Raw genomic sequence first — 16906 nt, 5'->3', positions numbered from 1 at the left:
GCCGGCGGCGCATGTGACCTGGCTTCACATCGCTGCGAGCGCAATTCGCTTGGAGGGGCCCGGCGCCGCTGGCTACAATGACCTGTTTCGCTGGTGTGCTGTCCCGGCCTCTCTTCCCCCATTTCCTGCAAGGATTCCGCGATGAAGCTCGTCATCGGCAACAAGAACTATTCGTCCTGGTCGCTGCGTCCGTGGTTGCTGATGCGCCATGCCGGCATTGCCTTCGAGGAGGTCAAGGTGCGCCTGTTCGCGCCGGGCTTCGAGCAGGAGATCGCGCGCCACTCGCCCACCGGCAAGGTGCCGGTGCTGATCGACGGCGACCTCACCGTGTGGGACACGCTGTCGATCGCGGAATACCTGGCCGAATGCTTCCCCGAGAAGCAGCTGTGGCCGGCCGAGCGCAACGCGCGCGCGCTGGCCCGCTCGGTCTGCGCGGAGATGCATTCCGGCTTCGGCAACCTGCGCAGCCAGCTGCCGCTGAACGTCACCGCGGTGCTGCCCGGCATGGGCTGGAACGTGGCCGTGCAGCGCGACGTGGACCGCATCGCCGCGATCTGGTCCGACCTGCGCGCGCGCTTCGGGGCCGGCGGCCCCTTCCTGTTCGGCGCGTTCACCATCGCCGACGCGTACTTCGCGCCGGTGGTCAGCCGCTTCGCCACCTATGGCATCCACCTGCCCGACGATGCGGCCAAGCCCTACGCCGACTTCATGCTCGCGCTGCCGGCCATGCAGGCCTGGATCGCCGACGCGCGCGAGGAGCGCGATTTCCTCGCATCCGATGAACCCTACCGGCTCGTCCCCGACCGCGACGACGCCATCGTCATCAATCACTGAGATCCGCTTATGCAGGTGTATGCCGTAGGCGGCGCCATTCGCGACGCCCTGCTGGGCAAGCCCAGCCAGGACTGCGACTACGTGGTGGTGGGCGCGACCCCGGCCGGGATGGAAGCCGCGGGCTACAAGCCGGTCGGCAAGGATTTCCCGGTCTTCCTCCATCCGCAGACCAGGGAGGAATACGCGCTGGCCCGCACCGAGCGCAAGACCGCGGCCGGCTACAAGGGCTTCGCCTTCTACTGCGCCCCGGACGTCTCGCTCGAGGACGACCTGGTGCGGCGCGACCTTACCATCAACGCCATGGCGCGCGCGGTCGATGCGGACGGCGCACTCACCGGCCCGGTGATCGACCCCTACGGCGGCCAGCGCGACCTGGCCGCGCGCCAGTTCCGCCATGTCTCCGAAGCCTTCGCCGAAGACCCCGTGCGCATCCTGCGCGTGGCCCGCTTCGCGGCGCGCTTCCACGATTTCACCGTGGCCGCCGACACGCTCGCGCTGATGCGCCGCATGGTCGAAGCGGGCGAGGTCGACGCCCTGGTGGCCGAGCGTGTGTGGCAGGAAATCGCGCGCGGCCTGATGGAAGCGAAGCCCTCGCGCATGTTCGAGGTCCTGCGCGCCTGCGGCGTGCTGGCGCGCCTGCTGCCCGAGTTGGACCGGCTGTGGGGCGTGCCGCAGCGCGCCGACTACCACCCCGAAGTCGATACCGGCGTGCATGTGATGATGGTGGTCGATACCGCTGCCGCCATGGGCGCCTCGCTGGCGGTGCGCTTCGCCGCGCTGATGCACGACCTCGGCAAGGGCACCACGCCGGCAGACATCCTGCCGCGCCATATCGGCCACGAACAGCGCAGCGTGGCGCTGCTCGAGGCCGTCTGCAAGCGCCTGCGCGTGCCCACCGAATGCCGCGACCTCGCGGTCGTGGTCGCGCGCGAGCACGGCAATATCCACCGCTCCGACACCTTCGGCGCCGCGGCGCTCACGCGCTTGCTGGAGCGCTGCGACGCGCTGCGCAAGCCCGCCCGCTTTGCCGAAGTACTGCAGGCCTGCGAGGCCGATGCCCGGGGGCGCCTCGGCTTCGAGGAACGCAGCTATCCGCAGACCGCGCGGCTGATGGCGGCGCTCGACGCCGCGTCGTCGGTGGATGGGGGTGCGGTGGCCAGGGAATGCGCGGGGAATGCGACGCTGATCCGCGACCGCGTGCATGTGGCGCGGGTGGCGGCGGTGGAGACTGCGCTGGGGGCGTGAGCGGACGCTCGCACGGGCCAGGGGAGGGGCCGGCGCATGCCGGCGCGATCCCCGCTCCCGCTCCCGTCCCTAGATCAGCTTGCCCACCAGCAAGGCCACCAGCGACAGCAGGATGGTGGAGGCAAACGGCAGCATGAAATCCCGCCCGAACAGCCGGAACCGCACGTCGCCGGGCAGCCGCCCGAGCCCCAGCTTTTGCAGCCAGGGCAGGGCTGCCGACAGCAAGATGACGGCCAGGAAGATGGTGAGGGTCCAGCGCAGCATGGTGCGTGCCTGAGGGGGTGGATGCCTGACTATAGCGCGTGGCTGCGGTCGCCGCGCGCGAAACCGGCCAGCGGCAAGGTGTCGTCGAGCCCGCGGGTCAGGGCGATGACCTTGAACAGCTCGCCCATTTCCGCCTCGGACAACAGCTTTTGCACCGCATTGGCGGCGGGCAGGAAGCTTTGCGTGTCGTTGGGGTCCAGCGCCATCAGCAATTCGGTGATGCCGGCGTTCATCAGGAAACGCGCCTGCGAGGCGAAACCGGCTACCGTCAGGCCGGCGTCGACGGCGGCGTGGGCGATGCCGCTGAAGTTGACGTGGGCGGTGATGTCCTGCAGGCCGGGGTAGAGGAAGGGGTCCGGGTGCGCATGATGGCGGTAGTGGCACATCAGCGTGCCCTCCATGCGCTGCGGGTGATAGTACTCGGCGGCGGGGAAGCCATAGTCGATCAGGAAGGCGGCGCCGCGCGCCAGCATCGCGCCCAGCGCGCGCGTGAAGCCCTCGGCTTCGGCGTGGGTCTCGGTGACGATGTCGTGGTCGCCGGGGATGGCGTGCAGCGCTTCGGGCAGGGCGTCGGCCGGCAGCGGGCGGTCGGAGAACGCGAAGGCGCCGGCGCCATCGGTAGCCTCCGCGCCATCCTCGCTCTCCCGGCGGATCACGCCGCGTTCGAGCCAGCGGCCGTGGCTGCGGGCGAACAGGCGCACCGGCATGGCGTCGAGTACTTCGTTGCCGACCACGATGCCTTCGAAATGCTCCGGCAGCGTGTCAAGCCATTGCACGCGCGCGGCCAGGCGCGGGGCGCGCCCGGCCAGCGTGGCCTGCTGGCGCGCGCGCAGCTCGCCGGAAAGTTCGACGATGGCGTAGCGTTCGGGCAGCTGGCCTTCCTGTTCCAGGGCCAGCAGCAGGTCGGCGGCGAGGCGGCCGGTGCCGGCGCCGAATTCGAGTACCTCGGACAGGCCTTGCGCCAGCAGCGGCGCGAACTGGCGTGCCAGGGTGCGCGCGAAGAACGGACTCAGTTCGGGGGCGGTGATGAAGTCGCTGCCGTCGCGCGCGTCGCGGCCGAACTTGGCGGCGCCGCCGCTGTAGTAGCCAAGGCCGGGGGCATATAGCGCAAGCGCCATATAGCGGTCGAAACCGAGCCAGCCGCCGGCGTCGACGATGGCCTGGCCGATATGTGCGCTGAGCGCGGCGGACGCGGCCAGCGCGTCGGCGGGGGGAAGGGGTAGACTAGCGCCTTTGTGCATACCGCGATTGTAGCAATGCCAGACTCCGTATCCCCTGACTCCGCCGCGCCCGGCGCGGCACCTGCCGCAGCGACTGCTGCCACCGCCGCCCCGGCGCGCGGCGTCGCGCTCGTCACCGGTGCCGCGCGCCGGCTCGGCCGCGTGATCGCGCTGGAACTGGCCGCGCGCGGCTGGGACGTGGCGGTGCACTGCCACCGTTCGCTGGCCGAGGCCGAGGCGCTGGCCGCGCAGATCCGCGCGGGCGGGCGCCGCGCCGCGGTGCTGCAGGCCGACCTGGCCGACGAAGCCTCCACCGGCAAGCTGGTCGCCGACTGCATCGCGGCGCTGGGCGTGCCGACCTGCCTGGTCAACAATGCCTCGCTGTTCCAGTACGACGTGGCGACCAGCTTTTCCTATGCCTCGCTCGACACCCACATGCGCACCAACGTGGCGGCGCCGCTGCTGCTGTCGCGCGAGCTGCACCGCGCGCTGCCGGACGGGCAGACCGGCGTGGTGATCAACCTGCTCGACCAGAAGCTGGACAACCTCAACCCGGATTTCCTGTCGTACACGCTGTCCAAGTCCGCCCTGCAGACCGCCACCGTGCAGCTGGCCCAGGCGCTGGCGCCCAAGCTGCGCGTGGTGGGCGTGGCGCCCGGCATCACCATGGTCTCGGGCGACCAGTCCAGTCCCGGCTTCCGGCGCGCGCACTGCATGACCCCGCTGGGCCAGTCGTCCACGCCGGAAGATATCGCGCAGGCCGTGGCCTACCTGGCCGACGCGCGCGCCGTGACCGGCACCACGCTTTACGTCGATGGCGGGCAGCACCTGATGCCGCTCGCGCGCGACGTGATGTTCCTGACCGAATAACCCTTTGACGTACCCCGGCGCGCAAGGCCGGCAACCAGCCCGCGCGCCTTTCAGACTTAGCATCCCATCATGACCATGCTCGCCGCCCTTTCACTCCCCAGCCTGCAAGACTGCCGCCGCATGTTCCTGCGCAACTATGAAGTGCAGATCAATATCGGCGTGCACGAATTCGAGAAGAAGGGCGAACAGCGCGTGCTGATCAATATCGACCTGTTCGTGCCGCTGGCGCAGAGCACGCCCCAGGAGGACAAGCTGCAGGAAGTGGTGGACTACGACTTCATGCGCAATACCGTGGCCGAGCGCATGGCCCAAGGCCACGTGCACCTGCAGGAAACCCTGTGCGACGACGTGGCGCGCGCCATGCTCAAGCATCCCAAGGTGCGCGCCGTGCGCGTGTCGACCGAGAAGCCGGACGTCTACCCGGACTGCGATTCGGTCGGTGTCGAGGTCTTCCATATCAAGAGCGAGTAACAGCCGCGCAAGAAGCGCGCGCCGGCGTTCGGCGCGGCCGGGGCGCTCAAGCTAAAATAGCAGGTTGTCCGGCTACGGCCCGGCCGGCAGCAACGCAAGTGACGTGACTGCCGCATCGCACGCCGTTCCGCCCCCGCCTTCCCCGATTCGAGCGCCATGACCGCCACCACGCATTCCAAGAACTTCTTCCGCCTGGAGACCTATCTCCAGTCGCAGACGGGCCGCGCCATCGGCGATTTCAAGATGATCGAGGACGGCGACACGGTGCTGGTCTGCCTGTCCGGCGGCAAGGACTCGTACACCATGCTGTCGGTGCTGATGGCGCTGCAGAAGCGCGCGCCGGTCAAGTTCAAGCTGATCGCGATGAACCTGGACCAGAAGCAGCCGGGCTTCCCCGCGGACATCCTGCCGGCGTACCTGAAGTCGGTGGGCGTGGAATATGTGATCGTCGACGCGGATACGTATTCCATCGTCAAGGAGAAGGTGCCCGAGGGCAAGACCACCTGCTCGCTGTGCTCGCGCCTGCGCCGCGGCGTGATCTACCGCACCGCCAAGGAACTGGGCGCCAACAAGATCGCGCTGGGCCACCACCGCGACGACATTGTCCAGACCTTCTTCCTGAACCTGTTCTTCGGCGGCAAGATGAAGGCCATGCCGCCCAAGCTGGCCACCGACGACGGCCAGCACATCGTGATCCGTCCGCTGGCCTACTGCCCGGAAAAGGACATCGCCGCCTACGCGCGCGCCATGGAGTACCCCATCATCCCGTGCAACCTGTGCGGCTCGCAGGAGAACCTGCAGCGCAAGAAGGTCAAGGAGATGCTGGTGGAGTGGGAGCGCACGAATCCGGGCCGGACCGACAATATCTTTGCCGCGCTGCGCAGCGTGGTGCCCTCGCACCTGGCCGATACCGCGTTGTTCGATTTCAATGGCCTGGCAACCGGGCTGGCCAAGGTGGACGAGGCCGCGCTGTTCGGCGAGACCACCTTCTCCCAGCAGCCGCTGGTCTTTGCCGGCGGGATGGAGGAGAACAAGCTGGAATTCGTGCGCTTCGAGAAGTCCGCGCCGGCCGCCACTGCGCCGGCCGTCGCAGACTGAGCAGCGGACGCGGCTAGTTCTCTGCCCGCGCCGGCTGCGCGCCGGCCGTGGCGGGCGGTTTTTCGCGCATCAGCGCGTTGGCGTCCTCGATCCATTTCTGGAAGCGCTCGACCGCGTGGTTCTTCTGCTCGGGCGTGGTCAGGTTGGCAATGGTGGCCGTCAGCACCAGGCCCGCTTCGTTGTTGGCGTCGTGGCGCGCATCGCGCTCGCGCGTGGGCGGGTTCTGCCAGTGGTCGCCGTAGCGCCTGAGCATCTCCACGACCTGGGCCTTGGGCGGACGCGTGGCCTGCACCTGCCTGGCCAGGGCCAGCCATTCCTGCTGGCGCTTGACCCGCTCGTCGTAGCGCGCCTCCGCACCCTGCACCACGGGCGCCATGGCGCGCCGGATGACGGCCTCCTGCTCGCTGGAGAAGCGCCCGTAGATCAGGCGGGCATAATCCATCACCTTGTCGAAGCGGGCTTCCTCGCGGGCGGCCGGGTCAGGGCGCAGGTACTCCTTGCGGTACTTGGCGTTGGCTTCGCCGAACTTCTTATCCATCCGGGCGATCTGCTCGGGCGTGAGCGTCAGCAGCAGGTCGGCCACGTCGGGCGTGGAGCGGTCGAACGCCACGCGCGCCAGGCGCTGGGCGCCTTCCTGGATCCTGCCCACCTCGGCTGCCGTGACCGGCTGCTGCACTTCGCTCTTGGCCTGGCGCAGCAGGCCGGCGATTTCCGGCAACTGGTCCTTGCGGTGCCAGGCGAAGAAGCGGGCAATGGCGTCGCGCGTCAGCGGTTCCTGGCTGGCCGACACATCCACATAGTTGTCAACCCACCAGAAGGCTAGCCTGTCGCCCTGCTGGTAGCCCAGTTTCATGGCGTTGCAGGCGCCCAGCGCGGTCAGCGCGATCAGCGCGCCGGCCAGCGCGAACTTGCGCAGGCCGGCACCGTGGCGCTCGTTCCACGACATGAGAATTGGTGACAAACGGCGTAAAACCCGCATGATAGAATCCTTTTCCGCGTGATTTGGGCCCTGAACGCGCCCGCCATTCCCGGTTGCGGCAGCCTTTGCCGCCTGTCGCGGGATCCGGATCACGAAGCCGGCCAGCCTTGCCGGCCCCCGGGCTGTCCCGGGGGCGGTTTCAAACGGGTTTTTGGACACACTCACTTAGGACCCTCCTTGTGAATATCGTCATTCTCGCTGCGGGAATGGGCAAGCGCATGAACTCCGCGTTGCCCAAGGTCTTGCATCCGCTTGCCGGCCAGCCGCTGCTCGCGCATGTGATTGCTACGGCCCGCAAATTGTCGCCGACGCGGCTTGTCGTGGTGGTCGGGCATGGCGCCGAGCGCGTGCGCGAGGCCGTGGGCGCCGCCGACGTCGCTTTCGCCCTCCAGGCCGAGCAGCTCGGCACCGGCCACGCCGTGGCGCAGGCGCTGCCTCTGCTCGACGACAGCCAGCCCACGCTGGTGCTGTACGGCGACGTGCCGCTGACCGAGTCCGCCACGCTGCAGCGCCTGGTGGCCGAGGCCGGCACGGAACGCTTCGGCATCCTGACCGTGGAGATGGACGACCCCGCCGGATACGGCCGCATCGTGCGCGAGGCAGGCAGCATCGTACGTATTGTCGAGCAAAAAGATGCCACTGAGGCGCAGCGCGCCATCCGCGAGATCAATACCGGCATCATCATTGCGCCCACCGGCCACCTGCGCCGCTGGTTGTCCACGCTGCGCAACGACAACGCCCAGGGCGAGTACTACCTGACCGATACGGTCGAGCGCGCCGTCGCCGACGGCATGGAAGTGGTCGCGACGCAACCCGTCGCATTGTGGGAAACGCTGGGCGTCAACAGCAAGGTGCAGCTGGCCGAACTGGAGCGCATCCACCAGCGCAACCTCGCGCAGCGCCTGCTCGAAGCCGGCGTGACGCTGCTGGACCCCGCACGCATCGATATCCGCGGCGAACTCACCTGCGGGCGCGACGTGACCATCGACGTCAATTGCGTGTTCGAAGGGCGCGTGCATCTCGAAGACGGCGCCCATATCGGCGCCAGCTGCGTGATCCGCAACAGCACCATCGGCGCGGGCGCGCGCCTGCAGCCGTTCTGCCATTTCGAGGACGCCAGCGTGGGCGCGCAAGGCCGCATCGGCCCGTACGCACGGCTGCGCCCGGGCACCGTGCTCGGCGAGGATGTGCACATCGGCAACTTCGTCGAGGTCAAGAACAGCGAGATCGCGGCGCACAGCAAGGCCAACCACCTGGCCTACGTGGGCGACGCCACGGTCGGCTCGCGCGTCAATATCGGCGCCGGCACCATTACCTGCAACTACGACGGCGCCAACAAGCACCGCACCGTCATCGAGGACGATGTCTTCATCGGCTCCGATACGCAGCTGGTGGCCCCGGTGACCGTGCGCCGCGGCGCCACCATCGGCGCCGGCACCACGTTGACCAAGGAAGCGCCCGCCGACAAGCTGACGCTGTCGCGCAGCAAGCAGATGACACTCGACGCCTGGCACCGCCCGGTCAAGCAAGCGAAGAAATAAGCCCCGCCTCCGACCGGCCTGCGCCATGGCTGGCGGCATTGGCAAACCGCGGGTAACGGCGCTGCCGTTACCGCGCAATCTATCAGGCGCGGCCATGACCGCACCTGTCGGGAGAAAGTTATGTGTGGCATCGTCGGCGCGGTTTCCTCGCGCAATATCGTTCCGGTCCTGATCGAAGGCCTGCGTCGTCTCGAATATCGCGGCTATGACTCCTGTGGCGTGGCCGTGGTGCGCGAGGGCGCGCTCGAGCGCGCCCGCACCGTGTCGCGCGTGGCGGACCTGGACGAGCAGACCCGCGCCTCCGGCCTCGCCGGCGTCACCGGCGTGGCGCATACGCGCTGGGCCACCCACGGCAAGCCCGACACCACCAATGCCCACCCGCACTTCTCGGGCGAGACCATTGCGCTGGTGCACAACGGCATCATCGAGAACTACGAGCCGCTGCGCGAAGAGCTGCGCGCGGCCGGCTATGGCTTCGAGTCGCAGACCGACACCGAGGTCGTCGCCCACCTGATCCACCAGGCCTACAGCTATCCCAGCAGCGCCACGCGCGGCGACCTGTTCGGCTCGGTGCGCGCGGTGACCAAGCGCCTGCACGGCGCCTACGCCATCGCCGTGTTCGCCAAGGACCATCCCGAGCGCGTGGTCGGCGCGCGCGCCGGCTCGCCGCTGGTGGTGGCGCTGGGCGAGAACGAATCGTTCCTGGCCTCGGACGCGCTGGCCGTGGCCGGCACGGCCAACCGCATCGTCTACCTGGAAGAAGGCGATGTGGTGGAGCTGACCCGCGAGGGCGCCACCATCCGCGACGTGCACGACCACCTGGTCGAGCGCGAAGTGCGCGTGGTCGAGACCCACGCTGCGGCCGTGGAACTCGGCCCGTACCGCCACTTCATGCAGAAGGAGATCTTCGAGCAGCCGCGCGCGCTGGGCGATACGCTCGAAGGCGTCGATGCGATCACGCCGGAGCTGTTCGGCGAGAGCGCGCAAGGCGTGTTCGGCGAGATCGACAGCATCCTGATCCTGGCCTGCGGCACCAGCTACTACTCGGGCTGCACCGCCAAGTACTGGCTGGAGTCGGTGGCGAAGATCCCGACCCAGGTCGAGGTCGCCAGCGAATACCGCTACCGCGAGACCGTGCCCAACCCGCGCGCGCTGGTGGTGGTGATCTCGCAGTCCGGCGAGACCGCCGACACCATGGCCGCGCTGCGCCACGCCAAGTCGCTCGGCCACACCCACACGCTGTCGGTGTGCAACGTGGCCACCAGCGCCATGGTGCGCGAGACCGAACTGCGCTTCCTGACCCGCGCCGGCACCGAGATCGGCGTGGCCTCCACCAAGGCCTTCACCACCCAGCTCGCCGCGCTGTACATGCTGACGCTGGCGCTGGCCAAGGTGCGCGGCAAGCTCACTGCCGGGGCCGAGGCCGCCGCGCTGGCCAACCTGCGCCACCTGCCGGCCGCGCTGCACGGCGTGCTGGCGCTGGAGCCGCAGATCATCTCGTGGTCGGAGGACTTCGCCCGCCGCGAGAACGCGCTGTTCCTGGGCCGCGGCCTGCACTACCCGATCGCCCTGGAAGGCGCGCTCAAGCTCAAGGAAATTTCGTACATCCACGCCGAGGCCTATCCCGCCGGCGAGCTCAAGCATGGCCCGCTGGCCCTGGTGACCGAGGCCATGCCGGTGGTGACCGTTGCGCCCAACGACGCCCTGCTGGAGAAGCTCAAGTCCAATATCCAGGAAGTGCGCGCGCGCGGCGGCCGGCTGTACGTGTTCGCTGACAGCGATACGCATATCCAGTCCAGCGATGGCATCCAGGTGATCCGCCTGCCCGAGCACTACGGCGACCTGTCGCCGATCCTGCACGTGGTGCCGCTGCAATTGCTGGCGTACCACACCGCCTGCGCCCGCGGCACCGACGTGGACAAGCCGCGCAACCTGGCCAAGTCGGTCACGGTGGAGTAAGGGCGGCGCGGCCGGGGGCCGCCGGCCGGTATCACGCCGCGCACGGCGTGCCGGCACCCTGGTCGCCAGGTATCTGTATCTACATGTCTTCATCTTCATCATGCGCGAGCGGATGACAGGCTTGAAGGCATCATCCAGCGGGCAGGCCAAGGCTTGCCCGTTGACGTTTGCGGCTCGGCCCCGGCGCGGCGCGCGGCACAGGGCCGCCCGCTTGCCGGCTTGCTGTTCAGCATCGCCCCTGGCGCCGGCCCCTGCTGTCGGTGCATTTCCTACTTTGATATCGGCCAACGCCGCGTGCACCGCGGCGCATGTGTTGTCTTCGCCGCGCCATGCAGACGCGCTACACTGTGCGCCCCGGCGGCGGGTACATGCGGCAGAGCGCGCGAAGCGCACCATGTCCCCGCCCCGCGGGAGCAAGCCTGTCGCTGCGCGGGAACACGCAGATTCACCGCGGCGCGGCCGGCACGAAGACAAGAAGCAGGGAGCAGGGATGAGGCAAGGCGAGCTACTGGGCAGATTGGTCGACGGCGCAGTCCTGCGCCTGTCTCGCGATCCCTGGGGCAATCTGCTGCCGAGCGTTTCGCTGACAGAGCCGGGCCCGCAAGGCAAGGCTCAGTTCGTGCATTGCTGGCAGATCCGCAAGATGATGGATTCGGGTTTGCTGATGTACGACAGGGGCGTGGCGGAGGAATCGGACCGGCTGCTGCCGACGGCGGGGGGACTCGCCGCGGGGCAGGCCTGGAACCGCGCGAAGACGCGCGGCGAAGGGCAGTGCGGCTGAGCGCCGGCCAGGGCCGCTGCCCTCGGGGGCGGCGACAGGAAAATCTGCCGCCGCCGCTCGTGGCAGCGCGGGCAGGACGGCCGTCATGCGGCCACCATGCGGGCGATGTGGTGCCGACATGGTGCCGACATGGGGCCGAGGTGGTGCCGATATGGGGTCGATGCGCGCCCGTTATGCGGCAGGGCCTTGCGGCGCGCGCGTCCAGGCGCCGTCCACCAGCCGGTTGATGCCCAGCGGATTGGCATCTTTCAGCGCATCGGGCAGCAGCGCGTCGGTAAAGTTCTGGTAGCAGACCGGGCGCAGGTAGCGGTCGATGGCCATGCTGCCGACCGAAGTGCCGCGCGCATCCGAGGTGGCCGGGTAGGGGCCGCCATGCACCATTGCTTCGCAGACCTCCACGCCGGTCGGATAGCCGTTCACGAGAATCCGGCCCACCTTCTGCTCGAGCCGCGCCACCAGCGCGGCACAATCCGCGATCTCGTCGTCCTCCGCGATCAGCGTGGCGGTGAGCTGCCCGCGCAGGCTGTCGACCAGCCGGCCTAGTTCTTCCGCGTCCGCGGCCTCGACCACCACCGTGGAGGGGCCGAAGACTTCCTCCTGCAGCAGCGCATCGCCTTCGAGCAGCAGTGCCGCATCTGCCCGGAACACCTGAGCGCATGCCTTGCCGTCGCGCTGCGCCGTGCCTGCCAGCAACGCCACGCGCGGGTGCGTCGCGAGCGCCCGCGAGCCATGCGCGTAGTGGTCCATCCCGCCCGCGCTCAGCATGGTTTGCGCAGGCTGGGCCTCGACCGCCGCGCACAGGTGCCGCACGAACGCGGTGAACGCCTCGCCGCGCACGCCGAGCACCAGGCCCGGGTTGGTGCAGAACTGCCCGGCGCCCAGCGCGACCGACGCCGCCAGTTCCTCCGCCACCTGCCCGCCGCGCCGCGCCAGCGCGAGGGGCATGAGCAGCACCGGGTTGATGCTGCTCATCTCGGCGAATATGGGAATCGGCTGGGGCCGCGCGGCGGACATGTCGCACAGGGCGCGCCCGCCGCGCAGCGAACCGGTGAAGCCGACGGCCTGGATGGCGGGATGCTTGACCAGGCGCTCGCCCACGCGGTCGCCGAAGATCATGTTGAACGTGCCGGCCGGCATGTCGAGCCGGCGGGCCGCGCGCAGGATGGCGTCCGCGACTTCCTGCGCGGTCGCCATATGGCCCATGTGGGCCTTGAACACGACCGGGCAGCCGGCGGCCAGCGCCGATGCGGTGTCGCCGCCCGCGGTCGAGAAGGCCAGCGGAAAATTGCTGGCGCCGAACACGGCCACCGGGCCGATGCCGGTGCGGCATTGGCGCAGGTCCGGCCGCGGCAGGGGCTGGCGCCCGGGCTGGGCGGTATCGATGCGGGCGCCGAGGAAGTCGCCGCGGCGCAGTACCTGCGCGAACAGGCGCATCTGGTTGCTGGTGCGGCTGCGTTCGCCGCGGATACGGGCGGCCGGCAGGGCGGTTTCGCGGCAGACCAGCTCCACGAAGGCCTCGCCGAGCGCATCGATCTCATCGGCGATGGCATCCAGGAATTCGGCGCGGCGCCGCGGCGCCAGCGCGCGGAATGCCGGAAAGGCCTGCGCGGCAGCCTGCGCGGCCGCGTCGATCTCCCCGGGAGTCGCTTCCACGAAGCGCAGCGGCAGGCGTTCGCCGCTCGCCGCATCGACGCTGTAGAGGAAGGCCGAGCCCGCCGCGCGGCGCTCGCCGCCTATGTAGTTGTAGCCCGACATTGCCGGCATGACGATGGTCTCCTGAAGGTGGGGGAACGGATCGGCGAAAGGCGCCGGGCGCGGGTGCGCCGCACCGCGTGCCTCCGGCGGTCGACTGTAGCGGCCGTGCCCGCCCGGGGCCAATGACATCTGGGCGCGGGGCGATAAGCATTCGTTATCGCTTTGCACGCGGGCAGCCGGCCGGCCGATTCTTGCCTGCGGCGCAAGACTGTCTGGATGCGCCGGCAAGAGCGGCGGGGCGCGGCAGCCGATATAGTGGCCACTTCTTTCCCCGATGCCGTCCACATGAGCCACACCGTCCCCTCGCTGCACATCCTCGCCTCCCGCCTGCGGCTCAAGCAGCTGCGGCTGCTGATCGAGCTCGACCGCCACGGGTCGCTGCACAAGGCCGCCGACGAGATCGCCATTTCGCAGCCGGGCGCGACCAAGGTCCTGCGCGAGATCGAGAACCTGCTGGGCATGCCGCTGTTCGAACGCCAGCCCAAGGGACTGGTGGCCAACGACCTGGGCCGCTGCGTGATCCGCTATGCGCGGCTGATCTACAGCGACCTGGAGCACTTGCGCGAAGAAATGACCGCAATTGCGCAGGGTCACGGCGGCCACCTCGCGGTGGGCGTGATCATGGGCGCGGTGCCGCTGCTGACCAGGGTGCTGGCGGCGCTGCGCCGCAAGCATCCGACCCTGTCCGTGGAGGTGGTGGAGGACACCAGCGCGCGCCTGCTCGATCTGGTCGACGAGGGCCGGGTGGACGTGGCGATCTGCCGCAGCGGCGTCAGCCGGCGGCCCGACGCCTACGCCTGCCTGCGCCTGGACGAGGAGCCGCTGTCGGTGGTGGTGGCGTGCGGCCATCCGCTGGCCGGCGCCGCTTGCGTCGCGCTGGAGGCGCTGAGCGGCTCCAGCTGGATCGCCTATCCGGTCAACATGCCCATGCGCGTGGCGCTCGAGCGCGAGCTTGCCAACGCGGGCATCAAGGCGCCGCGCTTCCCGCTGGAGACCGCCTCTACCTTCACCACCTTCACCATGCTGCAGGAAGACCCCACGCTGGTTGCCGTCATGCCGCGCGAAGTGGCGCTGTTCGGCGAGCGCTTCGGCCTGGCGGCGCGCCTGCCGGTCACGCTGCCGCCACTGGAAGAGCCGTTCGGCGTGATCAGCCGCGCCGGCTCGACCCCGTCGCCCGGCGCGCGGCTGCTGATCGACGAGTTGTTCGCCGGGCGGCCGGACGGCGGGCAGCAGCCTACTTGATGACGAGCGGATTGACCGGCGCGCCGGTGCCGCCCACGATTTTCAGCGGCGCCGCGGTGTAGAGGAACTGCCACTGGCCGTCGGCGGCGCAATCCTCGGCCAGTGCGTCGAGCTGGGCGACCTCGGCGAAGGCTACGCCGAGATTGCGCATCAGCGCGGCGTGCAGCGGGATCATGACGCCCGATTGCGGGTCCACCGTCACTTCGTTGCCCATGGTGTCGGTCACCAGGTTGGGGATCTCCATGGCGTGGAACCACTCCACCAGTTCGCGGCTGAAGGTCAGGCCCGGCTCGACGAAATCGCTGTAGAACTCGGCGGCCTCGCGCTCGTAGAACGAGCCGATCCAGCCGGTGCGGATGATGAGGATGTCGCGCGGCTCGATGGTGGTGCCCTGGGCCTGCGCCGCGGCCAGCACGTCGAGATGGGTGAAGGTCTCGCCCTTGTCCAGCACGGCCTTGCCGCGATGGCGCGCCATGTCGACGAGCACCGCGCGGCCGGCCACGCCGCGCTCGGCGATGGGGACGATGCTGGCGCGCGCCATGCTGCCGATGGTGCTCATGGCGTCGTAGCCGTTCCACAGCTTGTCGTCGTACCAGACGTGGCCGAGCGCGTCGTACTGCGTGGAGCCCTGCACATGCATGAAGATCACGTCGTCGGAGAACTCGACGTTGCCGTCGAAGTGCGCCTTGCCGGCCAGGTAGTGCCCTTTGTCCAGCACGTTCATGCGCATCGACGGCCGGCGGCCCGGGAACAGCGGCTCGCCCTTTTCGTGGCCGATCGGGATCTGCAGCGTGAAGGTCTTGCCTTGCCTGACCGCCGCGATGCCGCGCAGCACCTGCGCGGCCTGCAGGTAGTTCAGCGCGCCGACCTCGTCCTCGGGGCCCCACTTGCCCCAGTTGGTCGGCAGGCCTTCCAGCAGTTGCTTGATGTCAGGATTGTTGTTCGAGCCGTGTACGCACATCGTGGTGTCTCCTCGTGGCGGCCGCCGCCCGCCCGCTGCGACGGCGGCCTTGTCTTGTCAGCGGATGGGCGAGAAGGCCGCGGGCCTGAGCAGTTTCGATTCCTGCCTGATCAGCATGGGGAAGGCCTTGGGCACGAAGCGCTCGAGCCAGTCCGGGTCCCGGTACAGCGCGGCACGGCGCTCGATGCGGTCGTCCAGGCTTTCATAGGCCCAGATGTGCACGACCTGGTTCAGTTCGCCGATCTCGGTGTACCACCAGCCCACCAGCGTGGCGTAGCGGGAGATGACCGGCAGGCCTTCCTTCTCGAAGTGCTGCAGGTATTCCTGCATCTTGCCGATCTGGATGGTGTAGGTGCGCATTTCGTAATGCATGGACAGTTTCCTTGTTGTCGGTGGAATGGGGCGCGCGCGCCGTGGCCGAAGCGGCTACAGCACGCCGTGATAGGCGTTGGTGATGATGCGTTCGATGTCCGCGGCGGTGGTCAGCCTGGGATTGACCAGCACGTTGCCGCTGCGCATCGAATCGCTGACCATCTGCGGCAGGAAGGCGAGGTCGACGCCGAGTTCGCGGATGGTGGCCGGGATGCCCAGCGCCTGGTTCAGCCCGACCACTTGCTGCACGACCGCGCGCGCCGCCTCCTCCGCGGACATGGCGCGGGTGTCCACGCCCATGGCGATGGCGATGTCGCGTAGCCGCTCCGGGCAGGCCGGCGCGTTGAAGGCCAGCACGTACGGCAGCAGCGCCGCGTTGGCGATGCCGTGGGCGATGTTGAACACGCCGCCGAAGGTGTGGGAGATGGCGTGCACATTGCCCAGCTTGGACTGCGAGAACGCCACGCCCGCCAGGAAGGAAGCCAGCAGCATGTTCTCCCGCGCGGCCACGTCGGAGCCGACATAGAAGGCCTTGCGCAGGTTCTCGCTGATCATGCGGATCGCGCCGATGGCCAGGGCCTGGCTGACCGGATTGGCCTGCTTCGATACATAGGATTCGATCGCGTGCGTGAGCGCATCCATCCCGGTGGCGGCCGTGATCGACGGCGGCAGCTTGAGCGTGAGGCTGGCGTCGAGGATCGCCAGCCTGGGGAACAGCGCCGGGCTGATGATGACCGTCTTGAACAGGGTTTCCTTGTTGGTAAACACGGTGGACGCGGTGCATTCGCTGCCGGTGCCCGAGGTGGTGGGAATGGCAAACACCGGCAGCGGCGCGTTCTTCAGGCGGTCATAGCCTTCGTAGTCGAGGATGCTGCCCGGGTTGGTGGCCATGGCGGCCACGCCCTTGGCGGTGTCGATGCTGCTGCCGCCGCCCACACCGATCACGGCGTCGCACTCGTGCGTCTTCAGGAAGGCCACGGCCTGGTCCAGCACGGCGGTGCTGGGGTTCGGCTCCACGCCCGGGAAGACTTCGTAGGCGATGTCCTCGGCGCGCAGCGACTGGAAAAAGCCCTCCAGCAGGCCGGAGCCCGCCAGCCCCGCGTCGGTGACGACCAGCAGCCTGCGGCGCAGGTGCGGCTTGAGCAAGGCGCCGGCCTGCGCAGCCAGGCCGATGCCGGACTTCAGCATGGTCGGAAAGTAATAGTTGAATGCGTTCATGGCGATCTCGTACAGGTTTGCCGCGACGCGCCGGCGGCGCCGAAGGGCATGGACATGGGAAGGCAGGCTGCGGCCAGGCGTGCCTGGGGGCGTGGC

16 protein-coding genes are annotated in these 16906 nt (G+C 68.9%); 9 read left to right on the top strand and 7 right to left on the bottom strand.

Translation table 11 applies throughout. The annotated features are described in order from the left end of the window. Positions 1-141: 141 nt before the first annotated feature. Both AC1DK4_RS04330 and AC1DK4_RS04325 read left to right on the top strand, forming a co-directional pair. Positions 142-834 carry a glutathione S-transferase family protein gene (locus AC1DK4_RS04330; protein ID WP_441617557.1) on the top strand — a complete coding sequence of 231 codons (693 nt, stop codon included), beginning with the start codon at positions 142-144 and terminating at the stop codon, positions 832-834. A 9-nt stretch (positions 835-843) separates the two neighbouring features. Next, on the top strand, positions 844-2079 hold the full coding sequence (locus tag AC1DK4_RS04325) for a multifunctional CCA addition/repair protein (protein WP_441650372.1): 1236 nt from the start codon (positions 844-846) through the stop codon (positions 2077-2079). A 69-nt stretch (positions 2080-2148) separates the two neighbouring features. On the opposite strand, the gene AC1DK4_RS04320 is transcribed toward AC1DK4_RS04325, so the two are convergent. Both AC1DK4_RS04320 and AC1DK4_RS04315 read right to left on the bottom strand, forming a co-directional pair. Beyond that, positions 2149-2343 carry a DUF2905 domain-containing protein gene (locus AC1DK4_RS04320; protein ID WP_441617561.1) on the bottom strand — a complete coding sequence of 65 codons (195 nt, stop codon included), beginning with the start codon at positions 2341-2343 and terminating at the stop codon, positions 2149-2151. A 29-nt stretch (positions 2344-2372) separates the two neighbouring features. Then, positions 2373-3584 carry a class I SAM-dependent methyltransferase gene (locus AC1DK4_RS04315; RefSeq protein WP_441650373.1) on the bottom strand — a complete coding sequence of 404 codons (1212 nt, stop codon included), beginning with the start codon at positions 3582-3584 and terminating at the stop codon, positions 2373-2375. A gap of 15 nt (positions 3585-3599) precedes the next feature. Here AC1DK4_RS04315 and AC1DK4_RS04310 point away from each other — a divergent pair, with 15 nt between their 5' ends. From AC1DK4_RS04310 to ttcA, 3 genes are all read left to right on the top strand, one after another. After that, positions 3600-4433: an SDR family oxidoreductase gene (locus AC1DK4_RS04310; RefSeq protein WP_441617565.1), complete on the top strand. Its 834-nt coding sequence runs from the start codon at positions 3600-3602 to the stop codon at positions 4431-4433. Positions 4434-4502: 69 nt separating this feature from the next. Then, the gene (locus AC1DK4_RS04305) at positions 4503-4904 is read left to right on the top strand and encodes a dihydroneopterin aldolase (protein ID WP_441617567.1); all 402 of its coding nucleotides are present in this window, start codon (positions 4503-4505) and stop codon (positions 4902-4904) included. A gap of 156 nt (positions 4905-5060) precedes the next feature. Next, positions 5061-6002 (top strand): tRNA 2-thiocytidine(32) synthetase TtcA, encoded by a 942-nt coding sequence (gene ttcA, locus AC1DK4_RS04300; protein WP_441617569.1) that lies wholly within the window; start codon positions 5061-5063, stop codon positions 6000-6002. A gap of 13 nt (positions 6003-6015) precedes the next feature. On the opposite strand, the gene AC1DK4_RS04295 is transcribed toward ttcA, so the two are convergent. Further along, complete coding sequence (locus AC1DK4_RS04295; protein WP_441650360.1) at positions 6016-6948, bottom strand: DUF6279 family lipoprotein; 933 nt, start codon at positions 6946-6948, stop codon at positions 6016-6018. 212 nt (positions 6949-7160) lie between these two features. Here AC1DK4_RS04295 and glmU point away from each other — a divergent pair, with 212 nt between their 5' ends. The 3 genes from glmU (at position 7161) to AC1DK4_RS04280 (ending at position 11262) form a co-directional block, all read left to right on the top strand. After that, complete coding sequence (gene glmU, locus AC1DK4_RS04290) at positions 7161-8522, top strand: bifunctional UDP-N-acetylglucosamine diphosphorylase/glucosamine-1-phosphate N-acetyltransferase GlmU (RefSeq protein WP_441650359.1); 1362 nt, start codon at positions 7161-7163, stop codon at positions 8520-8522. 120 nt (positions 8523-8642) lie between these two features. Continuing rightward, positions 8643-10481 (top strand): glutamine--fructose-6-phosphate transaminase (isomerizing), encoded by a 1839-nt coding sequence (gene glmS, locus AC1DK4_RS04285; RefSeq protein ID WP_441617575.1) that lies wholly within the window; start codon positions 8643-8645, stop codon positions 10479-10481. A gap of 490 nt (positions 10482-10971) precedes the next feature. Further along, a complete protein-coding gene (locus AC1DK4_RS04280; protein ID WP_441617577.1) occupies positions 10972-11262 on the top strand; it encodes a hypothetical protein in 291 nt (96 codons plus the stop codon). A 171-nt stretch (positions 11263-11433) separates the two neighbouring features. On the opposite strand, the gene AC1DK4_RS04275 is transcribed toward AC1DK4_RS04280, so the two are convergent. Next, positions 11434-13026 carry an aldehyde dehydrogenase (NADP(+)) gene (locus AC1DK4_RS04275; RefSeq protein WP_441650358.1) on the bottom strand — a complete coding sequence of 531 codons (1593 nt, stop codon included), beginning with the start codon at positions 13024-13026 and terminating at the stop codon, positions 11434-11436. A gap of 276 nt (positions 13027-13302) precedes the next feature. Between AC1DK4_RS04275 and AC1DK4_RS04270 the strand changes: the two genes are divergently transcribed. Beyond that, positions 13303-14259 (top strand): LysR family transcriptional regulator, encoded by a 957-nt coding sequence (locus AC1DK4_RS04270; RefSeq protein WP_441617581.1) that lies wholly within the window; start codon positions 13303-13305, stop codon positions 14257-14259. Here AC1DK4_RS04270 and AC1DK4_RS04265 read toward each other — a convergent pair. The 3 genes from AC1DK4_RS04265 to AC1DK4_RS04255 are packed head-to-tail and all read right to left on the bottom strand — an operon-like array spanning position 14252 to position 16810. Continuing rightward, positions 14252-15220: a cyclase family protein gene (locus tag AC1DK4_RS04265; protein ID WP_441650357.1), complete on the bottom strand. Its 969-nt coding sequence runs from the start codon at positions 15218-15220 to the stop codon at positions 14252-14254. The two genes, AC1DK4_RS04270 and AC1DK4_RS04265, sit on opposite strands and share 8 nt — an antisense overlap. 57 nt (positions 15221-15277) lie before the next feature. After that, entirely contained in the window at positions 15278-15592 is a 315-nt protein-coding gene (locus tag AC1DK4_RS04260; protein ID WP_441617585.1) for an NIPSNAP family protein, read from the bottom strand. Between the two features lie 54 nt (positions 15593-15646). After that, the gene (locus tag AC1DK4_RS04255) at positions 15647-16810 is read right to left on the bottom strand and encodes an iron-containing alcohol dehydrogenase (RefSeq protein ID WP_441617587.1); all 1164 of its coding nucleotides are present in this window, start codon (positions 16808-16810) and stop codon (positions 15647-15649) included. Positions 16811-16906: the final 96 nt, after the last annotated feature.

Source organism: Cupriavidus sp. 05N38 (genome assembly GCF_056397345.1).
This window is presented reverse-complemented; position numbering and strand designations above follow the sequence as displayed.